Annotated in this window: 24 protein-coding genes and 4 pseudogenes; 15 read left to right on the top strand and 13 right to left on the bottom strand. The window is 70.8% G+C overall.

The features are described from left to right. Positions 1 to 12: 12 nt before the first annotated feature. From IE178_RS22870 to IE178_RS22855, 5 genes are all read left to right on the top strand, one after another. Positions 13 to 537 carry a GNAT family N-acetyltransferase gene (locus tag IE178_RS22870; protein ID WP_193513594.1) on the top strand — a complete coding sequence of 175 codons (525 nt, stop codon included), beginning with the start codon at positions 13 to 15 and terminating at the stop codon, positions 535 to 537. 156 nt (positions 538 to 693) lie between these two features. Further along, positions 694 to 1,005, top strand: a complete 312-nt coding sequence (locus tag IE178_RS22865; RefSeq protein ID WP_193513593.1) for a DUF4229 domain-containing protein — start codon at positions 694 to 696, stop codon at positions 1,003 to 1,005. Between the two features lie 54 nt (positions 1,006 to 1,059). After that, positions 1,060 to 1,257, top strand: coding sequence for a putative leader peptide (locus IE178_RS36145; RefSeq protein WP_318280194.1), 198 nt, complete (start codon positions 1,060 to 1,062; stop codon positions 1,255 to 1,257). A gap of 64 nt (positions 1,258 to 1,321) precedes the next feature. Then, positions 1,322 to 2,626: a dicarboxylate/amino acid:cation symporter gene (locus tag IE178_RS22860; protein WP_184760887.1), complete on the top strand. Its 1,305-nt coding sequence runs from the start codon at positions 1,322 to 1,324 to the stop codon at positions 2,624 to 2,626. Between the two features lie 239 nt (positions 2,627 to 2,865). Continuing rightward, on the top strand, positions 2,866 to 3,585 hold the full coding sequence (locus tag IE178_RS22855; protein WP_318280193.1) for a TetR/AcrR family transcriptional regulator: 720 nt from the start codon (positions 2,866 to 2,868) through the stop codon (positions 3,583 to 3,585). A 15-nt stretch (positions 3,586 to 3,600) separates the two neighbouring features. Here IE178_RS22855 and IE178_RS22850 read toward each other — a convergent pair whose 3' ends face one another. Both IE178_RS22850 and IE178_RS22845 read right to left on the bottom strand, forming a co-directional pair. Then, entirely contained in the window at positions 3,601 to 4,461 is an 861-nt protein-coding gene (locus IE178_RS22850; RefSeq protein ID WP_193513592.1) for a MaoC family dehydratase, read from the bottom strand. A gap of 5 nt (positions 4,462 to 4,466) precedes the next feature. Beyond that, on the bottom strand, positions 4,467 to 5,771 hold the full coding sequence (locus tag IE178_RS22845) for a 3-oxoacyl-ACP reductase (protein ID WP_193513591.1): 1,305 nt from the start codon (positions 5,769 to 5,771) through the stop codon (positions 4,467 to 4,469). A 122-nt stretch (positions 5,772 to 5,893) separates the two neighbouring features. Between IE178_RS22845 and IE178_RS22840 the strand changes: the two genes are divergently transcribed. Next, the gene (locus tag IE178_RS22840; protein WP_193513590.1) at positions 5,894 to 7,180 is read left to right on the top strand and encodes an acetyl-CoA C-acetyltransferase; all 1,287 of its coding nucleotides are present in this window, start codon (positions 5,894 to 5,896) and stop codon (positions 7,178 to 7,180) included. Positions 7,181 to 7,386: 206 nt separating this feature from the next. Then, positions 7,387 to 9,330 carry an AMP-dependent synthetase/ligase gene (locus IE178_RS22835; RefSeq protein WP_193513589.1) on the top strand — a complete coding sequence of 648 codons (1,944 nt, stop codon included), beginning with the start codon at positions 7,387 to 7,389 and terminating at the stop codon, positions 9,328 to 9,330. A gap of 45 nt (positions 9,331 to 9,375) precedes the next feature. On the opposite strand, the gene IE178_RS22830 is transcribed toward IE178_RS22835, so the two are convergent. Together IE178_RS22830 and IE178_RS36140 are read right to left on the bottom strand one after the other, a co-directional pair. Continuing rightward, positions 9,376 to 10,083, bottom strand: a complete 708-nt coding sequence (locus IE178_RS22830; protein ID WP_193513588.1) for a class I SAM-dependent methyltransferase — start codon at positions 10,081 to 10,083, stop codon at positions 9,376 to 9,378. A 165-nt stretch (positions 10,084 to 10,248) separates the two neighbouring features. Then, a pseudogene (locus tag IE178_RS36140) lies at positions 10,249 to 10,390 on the bottom strand (AzlD domain-containing protein); the annotation flags it as partial. 21 nt (positions 10,391 to 10,411) lie between these two features. On the opposite strand from IE178_RS36140, the pseudogene IE178_RS36135 reads away from it, so the two are divergent. Further along, a pseudogene (locus IE178_RS36135) lies at positions 10,412 to 10,585 on the top strand (cupin domain-containing protein); the annotation flags it as partial. 113 nt (positions 10,586 to 10,698) lie between these two features. Here the strand turns inward: IE178_RS36135 and IE178_RS22825 are convergent. Beyond that, positions 10,699 to 10,902: a cold-shock protein gene (locus IE178_RS22825; RefSeq protein ID WP_003992177.1), complete on the bottom strand. Its 204-nt coding sequence runs from the start codon at positions 10,900 to 10,902 to the stop codon at positions 10,699 to 10,701. A 298-nt stretch (positions 10,903 to 11,200) separates the two neighbouring features. On the opposite strand from IE178_RS22825, the gene IE178_RS22820 reads away from it, so the two are divergent. From IE178_RS22820 to IE178_RS22810, 4 genes and pseudogenes are all read left to right on the top strand, one after another. Beyond that, entirely contained in the window at positions 11,201 to 12,049 is an 849-nt protein-coding gene (locus tag IE178_RS22820; RefSeq protein ID WP_184760894.1) for a menaquinone biosynthetic enzyme MqnA/MqnD family protein, read from the top strand. Between the two features lie 155 nt (positions 12,050 to 12,204). Further along, positions 12,205 to 12,647: pseudogene (locus IE178_RS36980) on the top strand (hypothetical protein); the annotation flags it as partial. Positions 12,648 to 12,766: 119 nt separating this feature from the next. Then, positions 12,767 to 15,172 (top strand): outer membrane protein assembly factor BamB family protein, encoded by a 2,406-nt coding sequence (locus IE178_RS22815; RefSeq protein WP_193513587.1) that lies wholly within the window; start codon positions 12,767 to 12,769, stop codon positions 15,170 to 15,172. A 108-nt stretch (positions 15,173 to 15,280) separates the two neighbouring features. Further along, positions 15,281 to 19,759: an FtsK/SpoIIIE domain-containing protein gene (locus IE178_RS22810; protein WP_193513586.1), complete on the top strand. Its 4,479-nt coding sequence runs from the start codon at positions 15,281 to 15,283 to the stop codon at positions 19,757 to 19,759. Between the two features lie 71 nt (positions 19,760 to 19,830). Here IE178_RS22810 and IE178_RS36130 read toward each other — a convergent pair whose 3' ends face one another. The 3 genes from IE178_RS36130 to IE178_RS22800 all read right to left on the bottom strand — a co-directional run bounded on the left by IE178_RS36130 (position 19,831) and on the right by IE178_RS22800 (position 22,213). Next, positions 19,831 to 20,292, bottom strand: a complete 462-nt coding sequence (locus IE178_RS36130) for a hypothetical protein (RefSeq protein ID WP_318280192.1) — start codon at positions 20,290 to 20,292, stop codon at positions 19,831 to 19,833. A 135-nt stretch (positions 20,293 to 20,427) separates the two neighbouring features. After that, entirely contained in the window at positions 20,428 to 21,888 is a 1,461-nt protein-coding gene (locus IE178_RS22805) for a hypothetical protein (RefSeq protein ID WP_193513585.1), read from the bottom strand. A 10-nt stretch (positions 21,889 to 21,898) separates the two neighbouring features. Beyond that, positions 21,899 to 22,213 carry an SAV_915 family protein gene (locus tag IE178_RS22800; protein ID WP_193513584.1) on the bottom strand — a complete coding sequence of 105 codons (315 nt, stop codon included), beginning with the start codon at positions 22,211 to 22,213 and terminating at the stop codon, positions 21,899 to 21,901. A 93-nt stretch (positions 22,214 to 22,306) separates the two neighbouring features. On the opposite strand from IE178_RS22800, the gene IE178_RS22795 reads away from it, so the two are divergent. Then, a complete protein-coding gene (locus IE178_RS22795; RefSeq protein ID WP_318280191.1) occupies positions 22,307 to 22,588 on the top strand; it encodes a hypothetical protein in 282 nt (93 codons plus the stop codon). Between the two features lie 96 nt (positions 22,589 to 22,684). Here the strand turns inward: IE178_RS22795 and IE178_RS22790 are convergent, their stop codons facing one another. Then, complete coding sequence (locus IE178_RS22790) at positions 22,685 to 22,945, bottom strand: WXG100 family type VII secretion target (RefSeq protein ID WP_184760900.1); 261 nt, start codon at positions 22,943 to 22,945, stop codon at positions 22,685 to 22,687. 216 nt (positions 22,946 to 23,161) lie between these two features. Between IE178_RS22790 and IE178_RS22785 the strand changes: the two genes are divergently transcribed. Both IE178_RS22785 and IE178_RS22780 read left to right on the top strand, forming a co-directional pair. After that, on the top strand, positions 23,162 to 23,422 hold the full coding sequence (locus IE178_RS22785) for a WXG100 family type VII secretion target (RefSeq protein ID WP_184760901.1): 261 nt from the start codon (positions 23,162 to 23,164) through the stop codon (positions 23,420 to 23,422). A gap of 622 nt (positions 23,423 to 24,044) precedes the next feature. Then, positions 24,045 to 24,464 carry an SDR family NAD(P)-dependent oxidoreductase gene (locus IE178_RS22780; protein ID WP_318280203.1) on the top strand — a complete coding sequence of 140 codons (420 nt, stop codon included), beginning with the start codon at positions 24,045 to 24,047 and terminating at the stop codon, positions 24,462 to 24,464. Positions 24,465 to 24,480: 16 nt separating this feature from the next. On the opposite strand, the pseudogene IE178_RS22775 reads toward IE178_RS22780, so the two are convergent. The 4 genes and pseudogenes from IE178_RS22775 to IE178_RS22765 all read right to left on the bottom strand — a co-directional run. After that, positions 24,481 to 25,216, bottom strand: a pseudogene (locus tag IE178_RS22775) (transposase); the annotation flags it as partial. A 692-nt stretch (positions 25,217 to 25,908) separates the two neighbouring features. Further along, positions 25,909 to 26,238 carry a hypothetical protein gene (locus tag IE178_RS36125; protein WP_318280190.1) on the bottom strand — a complete coding sequence of 110 codons (330 nt, stop codon included), beginning with the start codon at positions 26,236 to 26,238 and terminating at the stop codon, positions 25,909 to 25,911. A gap of 14 nt (positions 26,239 to 26,252) precedes the next feature. After that, positions 26,253 to 26,717, bottom strand: coding sequence for a hypothetical protein (locus tag IE178_RS36120; RefSeq protein ID WP_318280189.1), 465 nt, complete (start codon positions 26,715 to 26,717; stop codon positions 26,253 to 26,255). Further along, positions 26,717 to 26,875 carry a hypothetical protein gene (locus IE178_RS22765; RefSeq protein ID WP_193513662.1) on the bottom strand — a complete coding sequence of 53 codons (159 nt, stop codon included), beginning with the start codon at positions 26,873 to 26,875 and terminating at the stop codon, positions 26,717 to 26,719. Before IE178_RS22765 ends, IE178_RS36120 begins: the two co-directional genes overlap by 1 nt. Positions 26,876 to 26,958: the final 83 nt, after the last annotated feature.

Here is a 26,958-nt window from a genome sequence, read left to right as displayed (position 1 = left end):
TACGATGGTCACATGCCCCTTACGTTCACGCTGGATCCCGCCGTCACCCCCGAACTCCGCGACGGGATCATCGATCTGTGGGCCGAAGTCACCAACGCGGGCGGAGCCGTCGGCTTCGTGCCGCCCGTGACGCGCGAGCAGATCCGTCCCGAACTGCTGCGGCAGCTCGTGGCCATGGAGGAGAGGCGCTCCCGCCTGCTCGTCGGGCACGACGAGGACGGGCGGGTGGCCGCGACGGCCTTCCTCACGTTCAACACCCACCGTCTGATGACCCACTGGATCTGGCTCTACACGGTGATGGTCCATCCCTCTCACCAGGGCAAGGGCTACGGCCGTGACCTGATGGCCGCCGCCGAGCGCGCCGCCCGCGGCTTCGACGGGATCGAGGCGATACGGCTCGGCTGCCGCGGCGGCCTGGGGCTGGAGCGTTTCTACGCCGCCTGCGGCTACAAGGAGGTCGGCCGGGTCCCCGGCGCGATCCGGGTCGCCCCGGGCGACGAGCGCGACGACATCACCATGGTGCTGCCCCTGACCTGAGGGCGTACCACCTGACGCCCGCACCGCCCGAGGCCCGCTGTGCCCGAGGCCCGCACCCCCCTGCCGGACCGATCGCCGGGGCGTGCTTCACTGGAGGGTGTCCCTTTGGGATGTTCTGGTGGGATGTTCTGGCCGTACGTAGGAAGAGTGGATGAGATGCTCCGCTACACACTGATGCGCCTCGGGATCTTCGTGGGCTGCCTCGTGGTCGTCTGGGGCCTCGTCCACTCCGGCCTCGCCCCGCGCGGCCTCGGCGACTCCAACGGCCTGTGGATCGTCCTGCTCGCGCTGCTGATCTCGGCCCCCATCAGCTTCGTCGTGCTCCGCGAGGAGCGGGACCGCGCCTCCGAGCGGATCGTGCGGCGGGTGGACCGGGTGAAGTCCAACCTGGAGGCCAACCGCAACCAGGAGGACGAGGCCGACGACACCGCCCGCGCGCAGGGGCAGACGCAGGGCCAGACCTCGTAACCTCCGTCACCTCCGCGCACCGCGTCGGGCGCCCCGGTTCCCTGATTCCCTGGGATGCCGGGGCGCTTTGCGTTATATGGACGCTTTTGGCCTCACACCTCTCAAAGTAAGGCTTTGAGGATCTCAAAGTTCAGGTGTTACGGTCTCCTGGTGAAGTCAGCAGCCGTGTTCCCCACGCCCCGGAGTGTTCCGCTCGTGGCGCGCCTGCACGTGGACCTCTGCCGGGTCACTTCCGCGAACTGTCGTCACTGACGTTCCGCACCCGAGTCCCACGTCACCTTCCCTCACGCGTCCCCCTTTACGGATTCAACGGAGCATGTCCGTGTCCACGAACACGAAGTCCTCACCCCTGCGCCTACGCGCGCCCTTCTGGGCCCAGATACTCGCCGGCCTCGTCCTGGGCGTCCTGCTCGGCTGGCTCGCCCGCAGCCAGGACGTCTCCTGGCTCGTCACCACCCTGGAGAAGGTCGGCGGCACCTTCATCGGCCTGCTGAAGCTCGCCGTGGCCCCGCTCGTCTTCTTCGCCATCCTGGTCTCCATCACCAACCTGCGGAAGGTCAACAACGCGGCCCGGCTGGCCTCGCGGACCCTCCTCTGGTTCATGATCACCTCGCTGATCGCGGTGGCGATCGGCCTGGTCATCGGCCTGGTCACCAACCCGGGCGCGGGCACCGGCCTCACACCCGCCGACGGCGCCGAGCCCGAGAACACCGGCTCCTGGATCGACTTCCTGACCGGCATCGTGCCGACCGACGTGATCACCCCGTTCACCGAGCTGAACGTGCTGCAGATCGTCTTCATGGCCGCCGTCGCCGGTATCGCCGCCCTCCAGCTCGGCGAGAAGGCCCAGCCGATCCTCACCCTGAGCGAGTCCGTCCTCGAACTCCTCCAGAAGGCCCTGTGGTGGGTCATCCGCCTGGCCCCGCTCGGCACGGTCGGCCTCATCGGCAACGCCATCGCCACCTACGGCTGGGACCTGATCGGCAAGTACGCCACCTTCACCGCCGACATCTACGTCGGCTGCGCGATCGTCCTCTTCGGCGTCTACCCGGCGCTGCTCGCGACCGTCGCCAAGGTCAACCCGGTGCAGTTCTTCAAGGGCGCCTGGCCCGCGATCCAGCTGGCCTTCGTCTCCCGCTCCTCGGTGGGCACCATGCCGCTGACCCAGAAGGTCACCGAGCGGCTGGGTGTGCCCAAGGAGTACGCGTCGTTCGCCGTCCCGTTCGGGGCGACCACGAAGATGGACGGCTGCGCCGCGATCTACCCGGCCATCGCCGCGATCTTCGTCGCCCAGATCTTCGACATCCAGCTCGGCGTCGGCGACTACCTGCTCATCGCGTTCGTCTCGGTGGTGGGCTCCGCCGCCACGGCCGGTCTCACCGGCGCGACGGTCATGCTGACCCTCACCCTGTCCACCCTCGGCCTGCCGATGGAGGGCGTGGGTCTGCTCCTCGCCATCGACCCGATCCTGGACATGATCCGCACGGCGACGAACGTCGCCGGGCAGGCTCTGGTCCCGGTCGTCGTCTCCGCCCGCGAGGGACTGCTCGACCGTGACGCCTACGACTCGGTCCACGCCTCGCCGGTCGACGAACCCCAGCGGGTTCCGGTGGCCGCCTGATCCGCGGCCGCCCGTTCCGGCAACCGGCCTTCCCGCCCGCGCCGGCCCCACCCGGGCCGTCGCGGGCGGTGGCATGTCCGCGGGCGGACGGGGCGGCGGGGGCGGTGGCATGTCCGCGGGCGGACGGGGCGGCGCGGGCGGTGGCATGTCCGCGGGCGGACGGTGCGGCGGGGGCGCGCGGGGCGGGACGGTGCGGCGGGCGGAGGGTGCGGCGGGGGCGGGCCCGTACGCTAACCCATATGGGTGCCGTGAAGACGAAGCGGATGCCGCGTGCGGTCCGTGAACAGCAGATGCTGGACGCCGCCGTACGAACCTTCGGGCAACGGGGGTACATGGCCGCGTCGATGGACGAGATCGCCGAACTGGCGGGCGTGTCCAAGCCGTTGGTGTACCTGTACCTGAACTCCAAGGAGGACCTGTTCACCGCGTGCATCCGGCGTGAGGCGAAGGCCCTCACCGAGGCGGTGCGGGCGGGCGCCCGCCCGGGGCTGCCCGCGGACCGCCAGCTCTGGTCGGGGCTGACGGCGTTCTTCACGCACACCGCGCGACACCCCGACGGCTGGGCCGTGCTGCACCTCCAGGCCCGGACGCACGGCGAGGTGTTCGCCGCCGAGATCGCCGCGGTACGCGCGGAGATCGTGGCGTTCGTGACGCAGCTCATCCTCGCCGCCGCCCGCGAAGCGCACCGTGACCCCGACCTGCCCGAACGCGAGGTCTCCGGGCTCGCGGAGGCACTGGTCGGCGCCGCCGAGGCACTCGCCGACTGGGCCAACGCCACGCCCGGCGTCACGGCCCGGCAGTCGGCGGCCACGCTGATGAACTTCGCCTGGGCGGGGCTGGGCGACCTGATGGCCGGCCGCCACTGGACGCCGCCCGACGACGACACCGACGACGACACCGACGGCGGGATCCACGGCATCCACGGCGGGGCCGACGGCGGGACCGGCCAGGTCGGTTGAGGTCCGCCCGCCGGCTCACGCCGGGCGGACCTCCCCGGTCAGGTGCACCCGGTCGTCGGCGCCGCGCAGCTCGAAGCGTTCGCCCTTCGCCGCGTACGTCACCGTCCCCGGCAGCAGCACCGGTGCCCTGAAGTCGGCCCGGACCTCGACCGCGTCCGGGGTGCCGTGCGCGGCGAGGCAGCGGGCCACGGTCCACATGCCGTGCGCGATGGCGCGGGGGAAGCCGAAGAGGCGGGCGGTGAGCCGGTGCAGATGGATCGGGTTGCGGTCGCCGGACGCGGCACCGTAGCGCCGTCCCACGTCCCCGGCCAGGCGCCAGTCCTCGATGACGGGCAGGGGCCCCCGCATTGCCGGCCCGTGGGATTCGGCGGGCTGGTGCCCGGAGGTCCGGTGCCGGGCCAGATACGTGCTGCGTGACTCCCACACCACGTCCCCGCCGGCCCGCAGCTCGGTGACCACGGCGGCCTCCGTGCCGCGCCGGTGCGGGGCCAGCCCGTCGACGTAGACGGTCAGTTCGTACGCGCCGGTGGACGCCATCGCCCGGTGCCGGGTGATCCGGATCGACGTGTGCACCAGGCCCAGCAGCGGCAGCGGGAAGTCCCGCCCGCTCATCAGCCGCATCGCCACCGGGAAGCCCAGCACGTGCGGGTACGTCACCGGCAGCGCCTCCTCCCCGGTCGGGAAGCCGCACACCCGCTCGTACCCGGCGAGCCGGGCGGGGTCGATCCGCAGACCGGGCAGCACCAGCCGGGTGCGGGGGTGAGCGGCGTCGGGGCGGGGCCGTTTGAAGGGGGACAGCAGGGCACCGCGCGCGAGGAGCGGGGCGAGGGCGGGAGAACGGGTCAGCTCGACCGAGGGCGGCGGTACGGAGGCCATGGCGCTCAGGCCCCCAGCAGGCTCTGGCCGCAGACCCGTACGACCTGACCGTTCACCGCGCCCGAGGCCGGGTGGGCGAGCCAGGCGGTGGTCTCGGCGACATCGACGGGCAGCCCGCCCTGCCCCAGGGAGTTCATACGGCGACCCGCCTCGCGGATGAACAGCGGAACGGCGGCCGTCATCTTCGTCTCGATGAACCCGGGCGCCACGGCGTTCACCGTCACCCCGTGCTCGGCGAGCGCGCGCGGCGCGAGGGAGCGGACCAGCCCGGTGACGCCGGCTTTGGCGGCCCCGTAGTTGGTCTGGCCGGTGTTCCCGGCGATGCCCGCGATGGAGGCGGTCGCCACGATGCGTCCGCCCCGCTTCAGGGCACCGCGCGAGAGCAGCGCGTCGGTCGTGCGCAGCACGCTCGCCAGGTTGACCTCCAGCACCTGGATCCAGCGCTCGGCGGACATGTTGACCAGCCGCCGGTCCCGGGTGATGCCGGCGTTGTGGACGAGTACGTCGATGCCGTCGGGGAGGGCCTCGGCGATCCGGGCGCCCGCGTCGGGGGCGGTGATGTCCAGGGGGAGGGCGATACCGCCGAGCCGTCCGGCGACGCGCCGTGCGTCCTGTTCGGCCTGCGGCACGTCGAGGACGGCCACCTTGGCGCCGTCCCGGGCCAGCGTCTCGGCGACCGCCTCGCCGATGCCGCGCGCGGCGCCGGTCACCAGCGCGGTGCGCCCGGCGAGGGGGCGGCCCGGGTCGTGCGGGGCGGCGGACCCGTGCTCGCCCACCTCGATCACCTGGCCGCTGACGTAGGCCGACCTGGGGGAGAGCAGGAAGCACAGGGTGGACTCGGCGGCGGGGGCGGTGGTGAGACGGACCAGGTTCACGGTCCTGCCCCGGCCGATCTCCTTGCCGAGGGAGCGGGTGAACCCCTCCAACGCCTGCTGCGCGGCGGCCTGGTGGTGGTCGGCGGCATCGAGCGGGGCGCCGAGCACCACGATCCGGCCGCTCGCGGCGACCGACCGTACGACGGGATGCAGGGCCGCGTGCACCTCGGCGAGCCCTTCCACGTCCCGGATGCCGCTGGCGTCCAGGACGACGGCGGCGGGCCGGCCGGTGTCGTCCTCGCCCAGTCCGGCACGGGCGAGGACGGGCGGCAGGTCGAGGTCGGTCTTGCCCGCGGTGAGGTGCAGCAGGCCGCCGTCCAGGCCCGGCCGCTCCGGCGACCAGCGCCGCAGCGCCGTGGGCTGGGGAAGGCCCAGGCGGCGCGTCAGGAAGCGGCCGGGCGCGGTGCCGGTGAAGCTGAGATAGCGGTCGGCCATGGGGGACTCCCAGCGGGGTGAGAAGGGCTCACGGTGTTCTCGCGCGCGGCACTCACTCCGGTACTGACTCTGGAGTAAGGTTACCGGAAGTAAGACTATGTCACGGTGAGGAGCAGGTCGAGATGAGCACCCTGAAGCCGGCCGCCGTCCGGCGCGTCGCGGTCATCGGCGGCACCCGCGTCCCCTTCGCCCGCTCCGACGGCCCCTACGCCACCGCCTCCAACCAGGAGATGCTCACCGCCGCGCTGGACGGCCTGGTCGAGCGGTACGGCCTGGACACGCCGGGCGCGGTGGGCGAGTTCGTCGCCGGGGCGGTGCTCAAGCACAGCCGTGACTTCAACCTCGCCCGCGAGACGGTCCTCGGCTCACGGCTCGACGCCCGCACCCCCGCGTACGACATCCAGCAGGCCTGTGGCACCGGCCTCCAGGCCGTCGTCGCCGCCGCCAACAAGATCGCCCTCGGCCAGACGGAGGCCGCGATCGCCGGCGGCGCCGACACCGCGAGCGACGCGCCCCTCGGCGTCAACGACGACCTGCGCAAGGCGCTCCTGGAGGCACGGCGCGCCAAGTCGCTCGGCGCCCGCCTCAAGGCCCTGGCGAAGGTGCGCCCGGGCCACCTGGTCCCCGACATCCCGCGCAACGCCGAACCGCGCACCCACCTCTCCATGGGCGAGCACGCCGCGGTGACCGCCCGCGCCTGGGGCATCACCCGCGAGGCCCAGGACGAACTGGCGGCGACCAGTCACCAGCGGCTGGCGGCGGCGTACGAACGCGGCCTCTTCCAGGACCTGGTGGTGCCCTTCCGCGGCCTGGCCCGCGACCAGAACCTGCGCCCGGGTTCGACCGTGGACAAACTCGCCGCGCTGAAGCCGGTGTTCGGGCTCGACCACCCCGACCCCACCATGACGGCGGGCAATTCGACCCCGCTCACGGACGGCGCGGCACTGGTGCTGCTGGCGAGCGAGGAGTGGGCGCGGCAGCGGGGCCTGGAGCCGCTGGCCTACCTGACCGCGTACGAGACGGCGGCCGTGGACTTCGTGCACGGCGACGTCGCCGGCGGCGAGGACGGCCTGCTGATGGCACCGGCGTACGCGGTCCCGCGCATGCTGGAGCGGGCCGGGCTGGGCATGGCGGACTTCGACCTGGTCGAGGTCCACGAGGCGTTCGCCTCCCAGGTGCTGGCCACCCTGGCCGCCTGGGAGAAGCGGGGGCTGGCGCCGGTGGACCGCGCCCGGCTCAACGTGGCGGGTTCGTCCCTGGCGACCGGCCACCCCTTCGCCGCCACCGGCGCCCGCATCGTGGCGACCCTGGCCAAGCTCCTGGCCGAACGGGACGCCCCCGCAAGGGGGTTGATCTCCATCTGCGCGGCGGGCGGACAGGGCGTGACGGCGATCCTGGAACGTACCTGAGTAACCCTCACGTAACCTCCGACGTTGCACATCCCCGGCTCCGGACCATCCCCGTACCCGCACAGCCCCCTCACGTGAAAGCCGTACAATCCCGGCACCGACCGGTGGTAACTCCTTGTCCCGAGGGCCACCGGTGAGCGCCTCGGCGTGCGAGGCACGTACGTCGTGGCATCAAGCAGTTCGCCTGCACGCCTCAGGAGCCGCCCGTGTCCACCGCGTATTCCTCCGCTCTCGACGACGACGTCCACGGAGCACCCGTCCCGGTCGAGCCCGAGATCAGGCGCCTGGACGGAGTCGTCAGGGAAGCGTCCGTACCGCCGTTGGCGAAGCCGGTGCGGCGAGGATCGCTCGCCGACCTGCCGTTCGACAACGCGAGCGCGGCGCCGGACGCGGTGGTGTTGAGCCGGAAGACGGCGGACGGCAGGTGGCGGGACGTCACGGCGGGTCAGTTCGCCGCCCAGGTCACGGCGGTGGCGAAAGGGCTGATCGCCGAGGGGCTGGTGCCCGGCGACCGGATCGCGGTCATGGCCCGCACCATCTACGAGTGGACGCTCCTCGACTTCGCCGCCTGGGCGGCCGGACTGGTCACGGTCCCCGTCTACCCCACCTCCTCCGTCTTCCAGGCCCGCTGGATCCTGCACGACTCGGGCGCGGTCGCCCTGGTCACGGAGACCGCCGGCCAGGCCGCCGCCCTCGGCCCCGAACTCCCGCACCTGCCCGACCTGCGGCATGTGTGGACCGCCGAGAAGGGCCACGTCGAGGCACTCGCGCAGGCCGGCGCCCACATACCGGACCACGAGGTCGAGGTGCGGCGGGGCATGCTGGTCCCCGACACCCTCGCCACCCTGGTCTACACCTCGGGCACCACGGGCCGCCCCAAGGGCTGTGCCCTCACCCACGGCAACTTCTTCGCCGAGGTCGACAACGCGATCGAGCTGCTCTACCCGGTGTTCAAGGCACGCACCAGCGAAGAGGCCTCCGTCCTCCTCTTCCTGCCCATGTCCCACGTCTTCGGCCGCATGGTCGCCGTCGCCTGCGTACGCGCCCGGGTACGCCTCGGTCACGCGCCGAGTCTGAGCGCCGAGGAGCTGCTGCCCGACCTGGCGAGCTTCCGGCCCACCTGCCTGCTGGCCATTCCGTACATGCTGGAGAAGGTCTTCAACACCGCCCGCGCCAAGGCCGAGGCGGGCGGACGGCTGGCGACCTTCGACCGCGCGGCGTCGGTCGCCCGCCGCTACGGCGAGGCCGTCGAGGCCCGCCAGACCGGCACCGGACCCGGCCCGTCCCGCCCCCTGAAGACGGCCCGCGCCTTCTACGACCCGCTGGTCTACCGCCGGATCCGCAACGCCATGGGCGGCAGGGTCCGTTACGCCATCTGCGGCGGCTCCCCGCTCGGCCGCCGCCTCGCCTCCTTCTACGCCGGTGCCGGCATCGAGATCTTCGAGGGCTACGGCCTGACCGAGACCACCGGGGCCTCGACGGTGACGCCCCCGCTCAAACCCCGGCTGGGCACGGTGGGCTGGCCGCTGCCCGGCACCCGCATCCGCATCGCGGCGGACGGCGAGATCCTGGTCGGGGGAGAACACGTGCTGCGCGGCTACTGGGACCCCCAGGCGGGCGGGGTCGTCCCCGCCGCCCCCGACGGCTGGCTCCCCACGGGCGACCTCGGCGAGCTGGACGACGGGGGGTATCTGACCATCACGGGCCGCAAGAAGGAGCTGATCATCACCGCGGGCGGCAAGAGCGTCGCCCCGGCCCCGCTGGAGAACTGGCTCCGGGCCCACCCGCTGATCTCCCAGGTCATGGTGCTCGGCGACAACCGCCCCTACATCACCGCCCTCATCACGCTCGACCCGGCCGGCATCACCCACTGGCGCCGCATGAACCGCAGGCACCCGGTGCCCCCGAGGCTCATCGCCGACGACGAGGAGCTGCGCGCCATCCTCCAGCGCGCCATCGACGAGGCCAACCGGATGCTCTCCCGCCCGGAGTCGATCCGCCGCTTCACCATCCTCCCCGTGGACTTCACGGAGGAGGCCGGCCACCTGACCCCGTCGATGAAGCTGCGGCGCGACCAGATCCTGCGGGACTTCGCGCAGGAGGTGGAGGGGCTGTACGCCGACCGGGGGTGGACGGCCGGGAACCAGTGACCTGAGTCAGAGGTGCGCCCACTGCCGACGGATCTCTGACTCAGGTCACTGGCGGGTGTCGCGCGGTGCGCGGGCGATCAGGAGGGCCTGCGGGGTCGACTCGCCCAGCTCGGTGTCGGCCGCGCGCACGGTGCGCAGGACCAGCGTGAAACCCGCTGCCTCCAGCAGCCCGGCGATCAGCTCGGGCCGGCGGCGCTGGAAGTCGAGGGTGACCCGGTGGCCGAAGGGCTCCTGGTGGCGGCGGGGCTCGTCGCCGACCTGGAAGGCGACCAGCAGATGGCCGCCGGGCGCCAGGACCCGGAGGAACTCCGCGAAGGCGGCCGGCAGTTCGTCCTCCGGGAGATGGATCGTCGAGTAGTAGGAGACGACGCCGGCGAGTGAGCCGTCGGGGAGGTCGAGGTTCAGCATCGAGCCCTGCTCGAAGCGCAGTCCGGGATTCTCGCGTCGGGCGATCGTGAGCATCCCCTCGGACAGGTCGAGGCCCAAGACGGAGAGGCCGAGCGAGGCGAGGTGCGCGGTCACCCGCCCCGGACCGCACCCCACATCGGCCACCCGGCCGCCAGGCCCGACCAGTTCGGCGTACCCGGCCAGCAGCGCCCGGTCCAGCGGGAGGGTGTCGAGGATGTCGCGGAAGTGGTCGGCGTAGTCCTCGGCGATGGTGTCGTAGAAGGTGCGGGTGGCCCGTACATGGGCGGGACCAAGGTTCGAGTCGTGGCCGGGGTCGGGGGCGGTGGCGGAGTGGGTAGCAGTCATGGGCGGGGACTCTACTCGCGCCCACTGACACCCCGGGCGCGCGGCGGCCGGGGATGGCGGGGGTGTCTCAGGCGGCCCCGGTCGGGCGGCTGCCGGGGACGGCGGGGGTGTCTCAGGCGACCCCGGTCGGGCGGCTGCCGGGGACGATGGGGGTGTCGCAGGCGGCCCGGGCGCCCGCAGCGCCGCCGTCGTGGCCGCCGCCCCCGACGACCACCGCGGACGGTGCCCGCCGCCACGCCGGCACCCCGCCCGCCGGCACCTCGGCCGGACGCGCCCACCCCGCGAAACCCCCGCCCTCGGTGAGCGCTTCCGGTGGCCAGCGGCGCGCATTCCGGGAACGGTGGAGCACATCGTGGTCAGTGCCGGACGCGTGAAGGCGGGGCCCGACGGCGAGAGCGTGGAACTCGGGCCGGGGGATTACATGGCGTATCGCGGGGATGTGCCGCACTTGTGCGAGTCACTGGAGGCCGGCACTGAATTCGTGCTGATCATGCGGCACGTACGAGAGAAATTCGCCGGAAATTCAAACCCGGCCCCGACCGGGAAAGGCAGGAGCCCCGTCGCCTGACGGCGCGGGGCTCCTTGGGTACTGCTGGTCGTTCCCGGATCGGAGGATCAGACCGGGGTGACGTTCTCCGCCTGCGGGCCCTTCGGACCCTGGGTGACGTCGAAGGACACCTGCTGGTTCTCCTCAAGGGAGCGGAAACCGCTCGCGTTGATCGCGGAGTAGTGGACGAAGACGTCGGGGCCGCCGCCTTCCTGGGCGATGAAACCAAAGCCCTTTTCGGCGTTGAACCACTTCACGGTTCCGGTAGCCATAAGCCCTCCTTGGGCCCAAAGGGTTGCCCTGCTCCAGAACCAGCAAGTGTGAAGAGTAATTCTGCACAAGTGCATCCGTCTGAGAACGACGAGAGCCCGCGGTCACATGCTCCGCAGGCTCTGTACTGCAAGGGAAACCAAACTGCAACTTGCGAAGAAGCCTAGCACGCGGAAGCCCGAATGCAAGAGAGGTCAAGATCACTTCACCCGAATGTTTGAACGTCCCGCCCGTCGGCTGCGCGGGCCCTGTCCCGGGGGCGGAGGCCCTCCCGTTCCGGGCGAGGGCTAGCCTCACGATGTGGACAATCCTCGCACCCGGCCGCGCGTCGGCCACATCCAGTTCCTGAACTGCCTGCCTCTGTACTGGGGGCTCGCGAGAACGGGCACGCTCCTCGACTTCGAGCTGACGAAGGACACCCCCGAGAAGCTCAGCGAGCAGCTGGTGCGGGGCGACCTCGACATCGGGCCCATCACCCTCGTCGAGTTCCTCAAGCACGCCGACCGGCTGGTCGCCTTCCCCGACATCGCCGTCGGCTGCGACGGCCCGGTGATGTCCTGCGTGATCGTCTCGCAGGTCCCGCTGGACCGGCTGGACGGGGCCAGGGTCGCCCTCGGGTCGACCTCCCGCACCTCCGTGCGCCTCGCCCAGCTCCTCCTCGCCGAGCGGTACGGCGTACAGCCCGACTACTACACCTGCCCGCCCGACCTGAGCCTGATGATGCAGGAGGCCGAGGCGGCGGTCCTGATCGGGGACGCGGCCCTGCGCGCGAACATGCTCGACGGGCCCCGCTTCGGCCTCGACGTGCACGACCTGGGCGCGCTGTGGAAGCAGTGGACGGGCCTGCCGTTCGTCTTCGCGGTGTGGGCCGCCCGGCGCGACTACCTGGAGCGCGAGCCGGTCATCACGCGGAAGGTCCACGAGGCCTTCCTCGCCTCCCGCAACCTCTCCCTGGAAGAGGTCGGCAAGGTCGCCGAGCAGGCGGCCCGCTGGGAGGCCTTCGACGAGCAGACCCTGGCCCAGTACTTCACCACCCTCGATTTCAGCTTCGGCGCCGCGCAGCTGGAGGCCGTCGCGGAGTTCGCCCGCCGGGTGGGACCGACGACGGGGTTCCCGGCGGACGTCTCGGTGGAGCTGCTGCGACCCTGAGGCCGCGGGGGACCGCGCACCACGCTGCTGGAAGGTTCCGGCGTACGGGTGTGAGGGTGCAGGGGTGGACATGGACACCATGCGGCCGCTCGAAGCGGAGGAACCCCACGGTCGCGGGGCCCTACCGGCTGCTCGGCCGGCCCGTCCCTCGCTGCGGCGGTCCGCTGCCCGCCCCCACCGTACGGACCCTGGGCGCGGGTCTGGCCGAGGCGCTCGCGGCCGTGCACGAACTGGGCCTGCTGCACCGGGACGTGAACCGTCCAACGTCCTCCTCACCCTCGCCGGCCCGCTGCAAGTCCCCCGGCGGCAACGCGAGTTCCGACGACGCGGACCATCCTGCGGCACCGCCCACCACCGTCCCCGCCTCCTACCTCGGCACACGGACACTTTCGGCGCCGTCTGCGACGACGTACTCACCCTGAAGCGGGCCACGGAGAAACAGCTCGTCACGACCTCGGTCGCCGCGAGGTCCAACCGCGACGTCTGCAACCAGGCCCCGCACACCGTCACCCTCACCCCGGTCGGCGACGACCTCGTGTACGGGTCGGACAGCAAGGACTCGGGGCGGCCGAAAGCCCGGTTGTCGAAGATCGAGTAAGTGCTTCCGCGCTCCTCCCGGTCGCTGTCCGTCTCCCGGTACTCACTAATGTGTCCGCGTTGGCAAACGACACCAGGCGCAGCACAGGCCGCACGAGCAACATGACGGGGAAGGCGACCATGGAGACACTGCAGCCGGACGACCCTCGCGAGCTGGGCAGTTATCGCCTGCTGCGAAGACTCGGCGCCGGCGGCATGGGCCGCGTCTACCTGGCCCGTTCGCCGGGCGGTCGCACCGTCGCGGTGAAGGTGGTGCGCCCCGATCTCGCGGCGGACGCCGACTTCCGGGCCCGTTTCCGGCACGAGGCGGAGATCGCCAAGGCGGTGTCCGGCCGCTTCACCGCGCCGGTCGTGGACGCCGACCCGGAGGCGTCACTGCCGTGGCTGGCGACGTCGTACGTGCTCGGCCCCGACCTGACGGACGTCGTCGCCGCGCACGGCGCGCTGCCGGAGCGCACGGTCCACGCCCTGGCCGCCGGTCTCGCCGCGGCACTCCAGGAGGTCCACGCGGCGGGCCTGGTGCACCGCGACCTCAAACCGTCCAACGTCCTGCTGGCCGCCGACGGCCCCCGCGTCATCGACTTCGGCATAGCGCGGGCGGTCGACGGAAGTCGTATGACCCAGACCGGAGTCGTGGTCGGGTCGCCCGGTTACATGTCCCCGGAGCAGGCGCAGGGCAAGGACGTCGGCACGGCGGGCGACGTCTTCTCCCTCGGGGCGGTGCTCGCGTTCGCGGCGACCGGCCGGGGGGCCTTCGGGGACGGGGCCTCCTCGCACGCCGCGCTGCTCTATCAGATCGTGCACGGCGAGCCCGACCTCACGGGCGTACCGCAGTCGCTGCTGGGCCTCGTCCGCGCCTGTCTGACGAAGGACCCGGCACAGCGCCCCGCGCCCGCGCAGATCGTCAGCGCCCTGGCCCCGGGGGGCGTCGAGCATGTGCTGACCGACTGGCTGCCGTCGGCGGTCGCCTCGACGATCGCGACACACGCCGCGGGGATCCTCGACCTGGAAGCCCCCGACCCTGCCCCGGCCGGAGCGTCCTTCGGCCCGGCGCCGACCATGACGTCGGGGTCCGCCGCGACGGCCAACCCGGCCCCGGCGTACGGCAGTCACCCCGGCGGCGGGTCGGCCCCGGCGTACGGCAGTCACCCCGGCGGTGGGTCGGCCCAGGCGTACGGCAGCGCGCCGACGCCGGGGTACGGACACCAGCCCGGCGGCCCGGCCGCCCCGGCCGGCCCCGCTCACGGAGGGCCGGGCACCCCCCTGCCCGGCACGGTGCGGCTCGGCGAGCCGGACACCGGCGACACGGGCCCGTCCCGTCGTCGCGTACTCGGCCTGGCGCTCGGCGCCGCCGCGGGTGTCGCCGCGGTCGGCGGCGGAGCGGCCTGGTGGCTCGGACGGGACGGAGACGACTCCGCCTCCCCGACGGACGCGGCGGGCCGGGGCGGCTCGGCCGAACCGGCGGCGGAGACGTTCACCACGCCGCCCCCCGGTGTCGCGCCCCAGCCGCTGTGGCACAAGGCGACGGTGGAGGACAGCACCAGCACGGGCGTACCCCTGCTCACGCACGACGGCCTCCTGCTGATCAGCGGCGACCCGCTCGTCGCCTACGACGTGAGGACGGGCAAGGCACGCTGGTCGAAGAAGGACGCCTGCCGCCCGGGAGAGCCCCTGCTCTTCCACGGCGGCAAGGTGTTCCTGGCCGACGGCGACTACGACGGCGTCCTCGTCGCCCTCGACGTGACGAGCGGCGAGGAGGTCTGGCGGAGCCGGCTGGGCAAGTCCGTCACGGTCGAGTCCGCCATCGCGATCGACGACAAGCACGTCTACGTCACGGCGAACGACTTCGGCGAATCCAGGAGCGCCACGCAGTACCGCACCGCCGTGGCCGCCATCAGCCACACCACAGGCACGAAGGTGTGGCTGCAGAAGCGGGACTGGGGCACCAAGGACTACGACGTCCAGGGCAACGTCTCCGGCAGGTACCTGGTCTACGCCGACAGCAACGAGAACCTCACGGTGCGGGACACCGCCACCGGAGCGCAGCTGTGGTCGAAGAAGATCGGTGACGACTGGAGCTGGCAGCCCACGATCGCGAACGGCCTCGTCTTCCTGCCGGGCGACGAGCTGACCGCCGTGGACGCCGACACCGGCGACACCCGCTGGACCCTGTCCCCCAACGGCCGCGGGGGCTTCGGCAACCCGTCGGTGATCGACGGCGTGCTGTACGTCAGCGACGACGACGACGGCGTCTGGGCGGTGAACGTCAAGACCGGCAAGCGGACCTGGCTCAGCGACGACCTGGACGTCCAAGGACCGGAGACGTTCCTGCGGGCCGGTACCTCGCTCTACGGGGCGACCGGCAGCCTGGACGGCGGCATCGTCGCGCTGGAGGCCGGAACCGGCAAGGTCCGCTGGGTCTACGACGACACCAAGGGCAACGGCGAACCGTGGCAGATGGCCCTCGCCGGCAACCGGCTGATGGTCACCCACGGACCCGAGATCTACGCGCTGCCGGCCGTCTGACGCCCCGGCGCCAGGACAAGGCATCGACCGCACCGGGGACTGTCAGCAGTCTCCGTCAGCTGAAGCGACGAACGCGGCCACTGGGGCCGACGGGGAGGAAGAACCGCCATGCAGACCCGGGTCACGGTCGTACTGGAAGGCGGTGAGCCGCATGACGTCGTCATCACCACCGAGGACACGGCCACGGCGGGCGATGTCGCGGAGGCACTGACGACCGCCCTGCGGCAGGCCGGCCGCTCCGCGGGCCTGCCCGCGAACGTGGTCGCCATGCCCGGCACGTCGCCGGTCCTGCCGCACGGGCACACGGCGCCGGCCACCGCGGGACCGCCCCTGTGGGCCGACGGCGTGCTCTGCGACGCGTCCGCGCCGGCGACGGCCGTCCTGCAGGACGGCATGCGGCTGTCCGTGGACGACTCGGTGGGCCCGCTGCTGCGCAAGGGCGAGCCGGTCGGACCGTACGAGCTGAGAGCGGCGGGCGGTCCCGCCTCCGGCCGGGTGATCCGGCTGGGCATCGGCACGGCCACCGTCGGTTCGGCGCCCACCTGCTCCTTCCCCCTGACGGACACCTCGCTGCCCCCGGTCGCCCTGCGGATCGCCATCGACATGAAGGGCGCCACCACGCTCGTCCCCGAGGGCGGCGCCGAGGTACTGCTCGACGACGAGCCGGTGACCTCCGGCACGCCATGGCCGCTGGGCGGTGTCGTCCGGGTCGGGGACTCGCTGCTCGTACTCGACCGGGTGGCCGAACCGGACGCCCATCTGTCCGCGATGAGCGAGGGCGGCCTCGCCTACAACCGCCCGCCCCGCCTGTCCCCGCTGCGGCCCCGGCGGCGGCTCGTGGTGCCGGTGGCGCCCACCAAGGGGGACCGGGCCCGCTTCCAGTTCATCATGGCCTTCATGCCCATGCTCTTCGGCGTCGGCATGTACTTCCTCACCCAGCAGATCTACATGCTGCTCTTCTGCCTGATGAGCCCGCTGATGATGGCCGGCCAGTGGATCAGCGACAACCGTGAGGGCAAGAAGAAGCACAAGACGTCCGTCAAGCAGTACAAGAAGGATCTCGCCGCGCACGAGGCGGAACTCGCCGCCCTCGGCAAGGAGGAACAGCTCGCCCGCCGCGCGGACAGCCCCGACCCGGCCGAGATCCTGCTGTTCGCCACGGGACCGCGCCGCCGCCTGTGGGAGCGCCGGCTCACCGACCCGGACGCCCTGCAGCTGAGGGTCGGCTCCGGCAGCCTTCCGTCCGACGTGGAACTCGTCCTGGGCCGCGGCGGATCCCTGTACGAGGAGGAGCGTCCGGAGCCCCCCGTCCTGCCGAACGTGCCCGTCACCCTCCCCTTCACCGAGCTCGGGGTGGTCGGTGTCGCCGGGGACCGGGCCCGTGCGCTGGCCACCGCACGGTGGCTCGGCGTCCAGGCCGCGGTACTGCACAGCCCGCGGGACCTGTCCCTCGTGTCGCTCGTGTCCGCCCCCGGCGCCGGCGCCGACTGGCACTGGGTGCACTGGCTGCCCCACACCAGCCCCGACCAGGGGCAGGACTGCGTCGCACTGGTCGGCTTCGACTCCGAGGGCATCACCCGCCGCGTCAACGAGCTGCTCAACGAGCTGGCCCGGCGCAAGGCGGCCCGCGAGCAGAACAACATGACGGGCCAGCTGTACCCGGACCCCAACGTCCTGCTCATCCTGGACGGGGCCCGCCTGCTGCGCCGCATCCCCGGAGTGCCGCAACTCCTCGCCGAGGGCCCGCAGTACGGCATCCTCGCCCTGTGCATCGACGAGGACGAGCGGCTGCTGCCGGAGGAGTGCCGGGCCGTCGTCGCCTGGTCCCCCGACGCCGCGCACCACGTCCGGATCCGCGGCTACGGCCTGGAGGCCGCGGGGGAGGTCCTCGCCGACCAGGTCACGCCGGAGTGGTGCGAGCTGCTCGCCCGCTCCCTGGCACCCGTCCGGGACGTCAGCCGGGACGACGCGGGCAGCGCCCTGCCCACCTCCGCCCGGCTGCTGACCCTGCTGGGCATGCCCGACCCGACCGGGGTCGACGTGGAGCGGATCTGGCAGGCCGGTGGTTCCACGACCGCGGCACCCGTCGGCATCGCCGCCGACGGCCCCTTCGCGCTGGACATCCGACGGGACGGCCCGCACGCGCTGGTCGCGGGCACCACGGGCGCCGGTAAGTCCGAGCTGCTGCAGACGATCATCGCCTCGCTGGCCGTCGCCAACCGGCCCGACGCCCTGAACTACGTACTGATCGACTACAAGGGCGGCAGCGCCTTCATGGACTGCGCCCGCCTGCCGCACACGGTCGGCATGGTCAGCGACCTCGACGCCCATCTGACCGAGCGCGCTCTCGCCTCCCTCGCGGCCGAACTGCACCGCCGGGAGCGGATCCTCTTCGACGCCGCCGCCAAGGACATCGAGGACTACAACGACACGCGCAAGCTCCGCCCCGAGCTGGAGCCGATGCCCCGACTCGTCCTGGTGATCGACGAGTTCGCCTCACTGGTCGCCGAACTCCCCGACTTCATCGCGGGCCTGGTCGACATCGCCCGCCGCGGACGCTCCCTCGGCGTGCACCTGATCCTGGCCACCCAGCGGCCCGCCGGCGTGGTCAGCGCGGACATCCGCGCCAACACCAACCTGCGGATCGCGCTGCGCGTGACGGACGCCTCGGAGTCCATCGACGTCATCGAGGCCCCCGACTCGGGCGCCATCGCCAAGTCCACGCCGGGCCGGATGTACGTCCGCTCCGGCGCACAGTCCCTGGTCGGCGTGCAGTCGGCCCGCATCGGTGGCCGCCGGCCCGCCACCGGGCGGACCGGCCCGAAGGCGACGCTGCTGCCGCTGCCCTGGAACGCCTACGGCCGCCCGCTGCCCAAGCGGGCCGAGGCCGAGGACGACGGCACGATGGTCACCGACCTCGCCGTCCTCGTCGACGCGGTGCGGGACGGTGCCCGGCGCATGGGCTTCGGCGAACAGCGCAGCCCCTGGCTCCCGCCCCTGTCCGAGCAGGTCACACTGGACGAACTCGCCGCGTATGCCGCCGACTCGGCCGCTGCCCGGCCGTCCGACGTGGCCCCCATCCCGTACGGCCTGATCGACCTGCCGGCGAAGCAGTCCCGTACGCCGCTGTCCCTGGACCTGGTGCACGGCGAGCACACCATGCTGCTCGGCGGCGCCCGCTCCGGCCGCTCGACCGCCCTGCGGACGCTGGCGGGCTCACTGGCCCACAGCACCTCCCCCCACGACGTCCACGTCTACGCCATCGACTGCGGCTCCAACGCGCTGCTGCCGCTGATGCGGCTGCCGCACGTCGGCGCCGTGGTGACCCGCGACGAACCGGACCGGGTCCGGCGTCTCATCGAGCGCCTGCTGGCGGAGATCGCGCGGCGGCAGCAACTGCTCGCCATGGAGGGTGCGTCGAGCGCCGCCGAACAGCGCGCGGCGGCCACCCCGGACGACCGCCTCCCCTGGATGGTGCTCCTGCTGGACAGCTGGGAGGGCTTCGCCTCCACCTTCGAGAGCTACAACTACGGTCAGCTCCTCGAGTCGGCCCAGCGCATCTTCCGTGAGGGTTCCGCAGTGGGCCTCAAGGTCGTCATGACCGCCGACCGCAGCGGCCTGAGCGGCCACGTCTCGTCCGCCTTCGCCGACCGCCTGGTGCTGCGCTTCGCCGACCCGAACGACTACTCCACGGCCGGGCTCCAGCCCCGCGAGGTCCCGAAGAACATGCCTCCGGGACGAGCCCTGCGCATCACGGACACCGGCGTCGACGAAACCCAGATCGGCCTGCTCACGGCCGACCCCGCCGGCCAGGCACAGGTGAGGGCGCTGCGCGAGATCGCCGAAGAGGCGGCAGCCCGTCACGGCAGGGTGCCGGCCGGGCGACGCCCCATGCGGGTGGACGCGCTGCCGTCGCGCATCACGGCGTCCGAGGCCCTCGCCCTCGACCCCGACTTCACTCCGCCGTCCCCGCTCTGGGCGCTCATCGGCGTCGGCGGCGACGAACTCCAGCCGATCGGCATCGACCTGGAGGACAACGGCCCCGGCTTCGTCATCGCCGGCCCGCCCAAGTCGGGCCGCTCCACCCTCCTGGTCGCCGCCACGGAGACGCTGCTGCGCTCCGGCACACCGGTGGTCCTGGTCGCCCCGCGCCGTTCGCCCCTGCGCGAGCTGGAGGGGCGCGACGGCGTGCTGGGTCTGCTGAACGCCGACAGCAGGGAGGACGACCTGGAGGAACTGGTGAACAGGGCGTCCGGCGGCTCGTACGTCGTGATCGTCGACGACGCCGAGCTCCTCTACGACACCAGCCTCGACGAGGCCCTGGAAACCGTCGTCCGCAAGGGCGCCGACGGCGGCATCGGCCTCATCGCGGCCGGCTCCACCGACAGCCTCTCGGGCCAGTACCGGGGCTTCGCCGTCGAGGCCCGCAAGTCCCGCAACGGCATGCTGCTGACCCCGCAAAGCCCGTCCGAGGGCGAGCTGTTCGGCATCAGGCTGCCCTCCAACAGCGGCGGCGGCCCGGCGGGCAGCGGCCTGTACGTCGCGGGCGGCTCGTTCATGCCGATCCAGGCGGTGATGAACGGCTGACGGTCGGGCCGTATGACGTGACTGCGGGCCCTTGCCGGTGCGGCCGGGGCCCGCGGTGTTTGCCTCGCGGGCTACGGTTTGGTGAGGCGGGTGCTGGCGCAGACAGGGCCTTCAGCGGGCGATGTGCGGAGGATCCGGCGACGCCGGACAGTTCCCACGAGCGCTGCCGTCAAGAAAAAAACGGCAACAGCTGAGGCGCCATACGCGGGGAGGTTCGTAGGTGGATCGATGACCCAGCTGTGCATGAGTACCCGGGAGGGATCTTCGGGGTCATACGTGACAATCATCGAGTCGCCCGAGTGGGCGGCGGGGAGCATTCCCGCGTAGTCCCAGAGATCGGTCTCAGTTCCTGATCGAGGGCCCTGCACGAGTCTGACTTTCACGTACCTGGGCTTGCTGTCGACTCCAGTGACCGTGGCGGCCACAGTGATGCCCTCTGCACGCAGGTCGTGGATCAGGGCTTGCGACGGGAGCCAGAAGAACAGAGCCAGCCCGAGCGAGAGCAGGAACCCGCCGAGGACACCGAGGATCATGCGGTGTGTCGGAGGCACCGGATGAGCTCTTCTTGAGGACCACATGGCAGAGCGCCGCCGCGCTTCGCTGATATGAGGCGGCAGTTGATATCGACCGGCAGGCCGTCTCTTCTTCTTAGCCACCACTTCTCCGTTTCACGAGAGCCACCCGCTCACGGTGTTCTTTACACTGGATGCCGTATCACTGACCGCGTTGCCTGCATCTTTTACCGTGCCTGTGACCGCATTGACGGCGTTCTTGCCTGTCGGGGTTTTCAGCGCGTACGAGACCCCATAACCAACGCCGAAACCGACCACGACGCCGGCTGCAATTCCCCATCCAACGGGACCTCCCGCCGTTGCTACCGCGGCCATCGTGCTTGCAGTCATAGCGGATCCGACAGCCGTCCCACCCACGTTGGCAGCGATGGCAACATCCAGTTCCTCATCGTGCGCGACGTCCCACCCGACGGCCCCGATGGTCAGGACCGTACCGACCAACGGCAGCTTGCCGCCGGCGTGGAGGGAACGGCCGAAGAGCGTTGCCGAGCTGGGTGGTCCGAGCCCGGGTACCTTGCCGATCAGCCAGCTGCCGCCCTCCGCGACGGAAGCCTCCATCAACCGGGAGAACGAGCCCATCCCGAACTTGCCGAGAATGCGTTCCGCCTCGCGAGCGGACTGGCGGGACGCTCGGGCCGCTCGCCTGGTTTCCTTCTTGAGCTGTCTCCGGTCCTCCGGGCTCATGCTGTTGATGCGCCGCTGGTACAGCCGACCCGCCTCGTCGGAGAACTTCTGCGACCGCTCCCAGAAGTGACCGGCGTACTTCGCCTGCATACCGATGACGGAGGCCAGCAAACCCGCGGTGTCCGACCACGTGTCCGCGGGGTCGCCGAGCTTCTTCACGGCGATCTGCGTGTGCTTCCAGGCGATGGCCCACAGGTCGGTGTCGTCGCCCTGCATGAGTGCCCGGTTGAACACGGCCGTGGGCTCGTCCTTGCCGATGTCACCGTGGAACAGCGCCGCTGCCCTGTCGAAGCCGGGCGTGGGGGAGGTGGCGTTGACCGCGGTGGTGAACGCGGAGCCGAAGACCCTGATGTCGTCCGCGGCGGTCGGCGCACTGGCGGCGGCGACGGTCACCGGCAGGACCTTGAGCAGACCGGGTTCCATCTTGGCGAAGAACGCCGACGTGAAGTCGGGGTCCGAGCTGTGCCGGGCCAGCTCTTCGGCGATCCGGTGGAATGCCGCTCCGGCCTTGCCCGGGTCGAGGGCTGCCGCCTCGTTGATCTCCGCTGCGAGTTCTCTTCCGTTGGCCCGCGCCTCGCCAATGGTAGGGATCGGTTCGCGCAGATGGACCATGGCTTTCCGCTGGAGACGGCCGTCGTCCGTCTCCATGGCCGCTGCCAGAGTCTGCCTGCGGCGCAGCATGGGGAGTGCGTCATCCACCCATCCGGCGATCCTCCCGATCTCCGTCAGGTTTCCCGTGTCCAGGCCGAACCTCTGAAACCTCGGGAGATAAGCGGCTTTCGCACGGTGCAGAGCCTTGCTGCCGGATTCCAGCCTCTTGATGGTCCTCAGCAGGTTGTCCGGGTTGATTCCGGAGAAATTCGGGTCGACCACGGGTGGATTCCTATTCCGGGCCGACGGCGAGCCGGGGATCGACCAGGAGGGCCCGGGCGCCCGATCCCTGCAAGGCACCCTCGACTTCGCCGAAGGGGACGACGACCCAGGGCTGCTCCTCGCCCATCGCACCGACCAGCAGGGAAACCGAGGTGAACGCGAGTGCGACGAGTTGCTCCCCGCCGTCGGGCGCGGCTACGGGGACGAGCGTCGCCTCGATGGTGCCGCCGTCAAGAGGCGAGCCGTCGGACGACTGCCCAACCTCACTCAGGGTGGGCAGGACGAGGTATTCGGGTTTGCTCTCAGGCGTACCGCTGGAGGCCATTGGCTTAGATTATGAGGCGCTGAGAGCGGGAGGCAATTCCGAGCGCGACATGAAAGTCGGAAGGTAATACTAATGGCGGACATTGAATCGAAGGTGCCCAATCCCAGAAAGGCAGACCTGCACAAGCTGCGCAGCGACCTCGCCAAGGAGGTGGAGAACCTCAGGCAGGCCCTCAAGGGGCCGGCCGAGGACATCGGGGGCGACACGGTCTGGGTGGGCAGGAACGCCCGCACCTGGCACCGGGAATTGGACGGGCGGCACCGAAAGCTGGGCGAACAGGTGGGCAGTCTGCTGCCGATCATCGACGCGGCCCTCCGCGGCGAGCCCGAGAAGGTGTCGGCGGCGGAGGCACGCTCGTACCACAACGGCGTCTGACGCTGCGAATGCCGCCGGGGCGCCGGGACCTGCCCCGAGGGAGGGGAGTGGTCCCGGCGCCCCGGCCGATCGTGCACTGCGCGGCTCGCCCTGGGATCAGGTGGCGCGCTCGATGTTCTCGGCGCTCGTGTTCGCGGACTTGCTGGCCTCGTTCAGCGTGTCGACCCACTTCTCGAAGGTCGGCTTCACATCGCGCCAGTCGTCCCGGAACCGGTCGGCCTTCGGGCCCTTCCAGTAGCTGGAGCTGTCTGCCGTGGCCGACTGCAGGTCCTTGATCAGAACCTGAAGGTCGTGCGCCTTGCGGGCGTAGAGCTTCGACAACTCCCGGAGCCGTGTGAGATCTGCACCGCGATCCATGGCGGTCCTCCCCGTGTCATCAGGAACAAGCGGACTGTCCGTTTGCAACAGGGGACGCTATCGCACCACGCCCAGTTCCTGCCTGCCACCAGGGAGGTTGAGACCGTCCGGTGAACAACTCGTGTTCATCCGCGCCGGACTGGCGGTAGGGGGTCCAGGCGACGCCCCGGAGGATGCGACCGTATCCTGGCCGTCGAGACAGCGGGGGAGGCTGCCATGGCACATCCTGACATTCAGGAACTCAACCAGCGAGCCAGTCAGTTGCGTTCGCTGGCCGACCACATCGACTCGCTCGTCGACAGTGCCAAGAACCACAGCACGACCGGAATGAAGACCTGGTCGGGCCCCAACGCGGACGACGTCCGGGGCAAGCTGAAGGGCTGGCAGACGAAGTGCGGCACGGTCGCCAAGGCCCTGCGGGACGAGGCACAGCAGTGCACGCAGGACGCGAAGGACCTCCAGGACAAGAAGAAGTAGAAGGAGCAGCGTCCGTCGGTCCGTTACGCACTGGTCCGCGTGAGCCGTACGGCCCGCTCGGTGATCTGCGAGACCTTGAACGGCACGCCCGCGAACTCCACCGGATCGCCCACGCGCACGTCCTCGTACGCCACGACCGGGACCGCCGCGCAGTCGCCGCGATGCCGGCCTTGCCGGCATCCGTGTCGAGGTACGAGACGGTGAGCGACAGGCCCGTGGGGAAACTCCGCCGTTGCCGACGAGGGACAGCGCCTGGCCCTCGGCCGGGGCATCGTCCGCGACGGCGGCCAGGACGTCCCGGTTGGTGGTGAAGCACAGCCCGTCGTCCTCGGCCCCGCCCGCCGACTCCATGGACGTGGGTGCCGCGGCGAGCGCGGCCTTGTCCTCGGCCCCTCCAGTTCCCGCCGGACGTCGTCCAGGTCGTCGGTCAGCAGGTTGGCTCCCGTGGCGATGCCAGCGTTGTTGACCAGCAGTGTCACATCCTGTGCGATGGCGGCCGCATCCGTGGTCGACTTCTCGTCGAGGAGGTCCAGGTACAGCGGGCTGACGCGGGGGTCGGATGCGGTGATCGTCTCCGGGCTGCGGGCCGCCGCGTAGACCCTCTCGGCCCCGCGGGCCAGCAATTCGGACGCATCTTTTCGGCACGCTCCGCGTCATCCGCGCCTTCGCTCCGGTCCTAGCCACCCACGGCGGCGGAGCGATCGTGAACGTCCTCTCCGTACTGTCATGGATCGCCACCCCCCAGGGTTCGGGCTCCTACTCCGTCGCCAAAGCCGCCGAGTGGAACATGACCAACGGCGTACGCGTCGAGCTCGCCGGACAGAAGACCCTTGTCCAGGGTGTCCACCTGGGGGCAGCGGACACCGACATGATGGCGGGCACCGACGCCCCCAAGATCGATCCCGTCGCCGTCGCGCGCGCCAGCCTTGACGGTGTGCAGAGCGACTCCCTCGAAGTGCTGGTCGACGACCCCAGCCGCTTCGTCAAGGCGGCCCTGGCCGGCGACCCGGCACAGCTGTACGGCACTGCGCCCGCCAGGTGAGCCTTTCAGCGTTGCCCTCCAGCGTGAGTACGGCCTTGGTGATGACGGTCATGCGGTTGGGCTGATGCGGGATCTTCGGAGGATCCGCCAGGTCTTCAGGCGTGCCATGCCGCGTTCAACTGGAGCTCGGGCTTGGGCGAGGGCGCGGTTGACGGTGCGCTGGGTGGGGGTGAGTTCCCCGCCGGGCGGTCGCCTGATCCCGGTGGTGACCCAGGGGCCGCGCCTTGGTAGGCGCGGTCGGCCAGGACAGGGACACCTTGTCGCTCGCCGATTCGGATGATGCGGTGGGTGCGGGCCGCGGTCAGGTCGTGGGTCCGTCCCGGCAGGGCGGGTGAGATCCACAGGACCCTGCCATTGGGGGCGGTGACGACTTGGACGTTCACCCCGTGGCGGCGGTGCTTGGACGAGTAGTCGGCGCGACTGTCACCGACGCGGTCGCATTCGGCGAGGGTCCCGTCCAGGAGTACGAATTCGGGGTCTTCCTCGCGCAGTGTCGTCAGTAGGCCAGGCGCGCGGGCGGCGAGCATGCCTGCGACCGAGGTGACGTAGGCATGGGCGGTGCCGACGGATATCCCGAAGCCGGCGGCAATGTGGGCGAGGGTGTCGTGACGATGCAGGTACACGAGTGCGACGAGCGCACGCTGGTGCGGCGGGAGCTTGCAACGGCGGTCACCTTCGCGGGTGACGATGAGCATCGTGACCCACTCGACCAGGGCGTGAGGCAGATCGAGGGCGGCAGGATAGGGAACCAACGAAGCTCCTGTGCCGATGGGTTGAGACTTCGAACGTCTCCCTCAACGGCACGGGGGCCTCGTGCGTTTCGGCCCCGCGCCCGCCAGCAGCCCCGTCACCCGACCGGTGGCCACACCGAAAAAGGCTCACTGATCGTCGGGTGGCAGCTCGAATGGCACGACCACGCCCTAAAGCTTGGACAGCTCATCCATGAATCTCCCCGGAGCTGATATCACTGCACCGCGAAACGACAGATTGCGCGTGTACACACCTTCGAAAAGGATGGCGACACTGATGTCGACGGAGTCCACAGCCCCATGAGCGGTTCCGAAAATACTCTTCGGATTCGCTCCGCTGGAACGAGTCATGGAAATTCGGGACTCCGGGCGTACCAACACGTGATGTCGTCGGTTACCTTCCTCCCGGTACCGGTACTCTCGCCCCACCGCCCAGATCGTCAGAGCCCGGGCGTTTCTGTTCATCCGTAAAGTCTTCCGAGTGAAGGAAGCATGCTGCCCCGCCACGCTCAACTTCCCGTCGGCCAGCCGGGGTCGCCCGGCGTATCGAGGGCCTTTGAAAGAAGACATCGGTATGCTCTCGCCGGTCACCATGGCACCGATGAGCCCCCTGGAGTTAGGCGTGCGTACGACTTCCAGGGCAGGCACGATCAGCTCAACGAGACCCAGCTGCCCTACGGTGCCACGCCAAAAAGTCACACGGGTCTGCTCCCGCGAAGTGACGGTGTTCGTGTGCCGTTGAAGATCGAACGTAAGTTGGGACATTCTCCGACCGTGGCCTCTTCCGCTGTCACGCATTGATCAAAGGGGTTGAGCGCACTGCCCAGCGCTTTCGCACCATCGGCGACTTTTCCAAACCCCCCGCTGATCCTCTCACTTGCCCAGGCTCCGGTGTCGGCGACCTTGCCAGGAAACTCCTTCAGTGCCTTCCGGTTGTCGACGATGGTCGCGACACCGTAGACGGCACCCGTGACCACCGCCGCGCCCATCGTGATCGGGGTGGGCGCGACCATGGCCGCTGTCATGGAGGCGTTGAAGGCTACGCAGGAGCCTTCGCCACGTACCCGGCCTTGTCTCGTTTGAAGGCCTCGACAAAGTTCCCTTCTTGCACGAGGTCGACGGCGCCGATCACCGTGGACACCGCGCTGCCGCCGATGCCGGCTGTACGCCAGAAGCCGCCCGTACGCAGCGCCGTCCCGGCTCCCGAGGCGAAGGCGCTCAGTCGACTCGCTCCGGTTGCCCTGTTCAGAGCGCCGGGGTTCTTGCCGACCGTGAGCAGGTTCGCCTCCCACGCCCACTGCCTTCCCGAATGGGCGGCGAGGATGTCCTTTCCGGTCAGTGCATCAAGGATCGGCGCAGGAGTTCGTGACCCGATGCTTGCAGCCAGGGAACGGATCAGCAGGGCGGCCAATTGGCTGTGCACCTTGCCCGCGTTGCCGGTGAAGGTGTCCAGGTCGTTGGCGAGCGCGGTGAGCTTGCCGGCGTCGAAGTCCTTGAAGGACATCAGTTGCCGCCCGTTCCGGCCCTGGCCTTGTCCTTCTCCTTGGCCTGCCGCTCCAGTTCGTCGGCCTGGTTCTCCCACCGTGTGGCATCGGCCAGCAGGGCACCACCCATGCCGTTGAGGGTGCGCTGCGGCTGCTGCAGCTTCGTGGTACAGCACACGAGAGCCGGTTCCGTCCCACAGTTGCGGAACGAAATCCCCCCCATTCACGCAAGATGGACGCAGGCCCACGACATCGGCCTTT

Source organism: Streptomyces griseoloalbus (assembly GCA_014650015.1).
GTDB classification, from domain to species: Bacteria; Actinomycetota; Actinomycetes; order Streptomycetales; family Streptomycetaceae; genus Streptomyces; species Streptomyces griseoloalbus.
Note: the sequence above shows the minus strand (reverse complement) of the source record. Positions and strands in the feature narration are given on the sequence as shown.